The following is a 1,167-nucleotide window of genomic DNA, read 5'->3' as shown; positions in this document are numbered from 1 at the left end:
CAGCGGGCTTCGTCGCTCATTTCCTTGGCGTGTCGCTCGACTTCATACAACCCGCCAATCGAGTGAAGCGCCTGCTCCGCCAACTGGCTTTTATTGGCTGCATGCAGGTCGAAGAATTTGCGGCGTGCATGGGCCATGCAGCCGATTTCGGTGATGCCCAGCTCGAAGCTGGCCTTGTAGCCGGCGAAGTCATCGCAGACCAGCTTACCGTTCCACGTGCCCAGGAAGTTACGCGCATGTTCGCCGGCACGGCTGGGGCTGAAGTCGTAGACCACGGCCTTTAGGGCCGAGAAAGGCGTGGTGCTATAGGCCCACACGTAAGCGCGGTGGGTTTTCTTTTCGCCTGGTGCGAGCATCTGAACCGGGGTCTCATCGGCGTGGATCACGCCCTGGGCCAACACATGCTCACGCAGCGCATCGACCAGAGGCTGGAGCTGCACACCGGTCTGTCCGATCCATTGCGCCAGTGTCGAACGGGCGATGGGCAGTCCGGCCCGACCAAAAATCTTCTCCTGCCGGTACAGCGGTAAATGGTCGGCGAACTTCGCCACCATCACGTGGGCCAAAAGGCCTGCGGTCGGGATGCCCTTGTCGATCACTTGGGCCGGTACAGGCGCCTGGATCAGTGTTTCACACTGACGGCACGTCCATTTTCCACGCACATGCCGCTCAACTGTGAACACGCCCGGAGTGTAATCGAGCTTCTCGCTGACGTCTTCGCCGATTCGCTGAAGCTGGCAGCCGCACACGCACTGAGTATTCTCTGGTTCGTGACGGATCACGGTTCGCGGAAACTGCGGCGGCAGTGGTGCACGCTTGGGCTTATGACGTGGCTCGGCCGGTGCGGCCGGCGGATTGGCTGCCTTCAGCTCGGCTTCGATAGCTGCGATATCGGTATCGAGCAGATCATCAAGCAGACTGCCTTGGTCGGGGCTCAGTTGCTCGCTGCGCTTGGCGAACTTGAAGCGTTTGAGCTGGGCAATCTCGTGGCTGAGCTTTTCGATCAGCGTCTTGTCGTGACGGATCTTCTTGTCCATGACCTGGACGGTCTTGCCCATCGTCTCGACTTGCTCATCGAGCACCGAGACACGTTGTAGCAACTGCGCAGCCAACGCGCGCAGTTGTTCGGGGTTCAGTTGGTCGAGGTCGGGGATAGAAGTCATGCCG

General features: G+C 60.2%; 1 protein-coding gene. It reads right to left on the bottom strand.

What is annotated here, in order from left to right:
* A partial coding sequence (gene tnpC, locus C4K88_RS18100) for an IS66 family transposase (RefSeq protein ID WP_104122821.1) occupies nucleotides 1-1,163 on the bottom strand: 1,163 nt, incomplete at its 3' end.
* Between the last annotated feature and the right edge of the window lie 4 nt (nucleotides 1,164-1,167).

Source organism: Arthrobacter pityocampae, assembly GCF_002927275.1.
In the GTDB taxonomy this organism is placed as follows: Bacteria; Actinomycetota; Actinomycetes; order Actinomycetales; family Micrococcaceae; genus Arthrobacter_D; species Arthrobacter_D pityocampae.
This window is presented reverse-complemented; position numbering and strand designations above follow the sequence as displayed.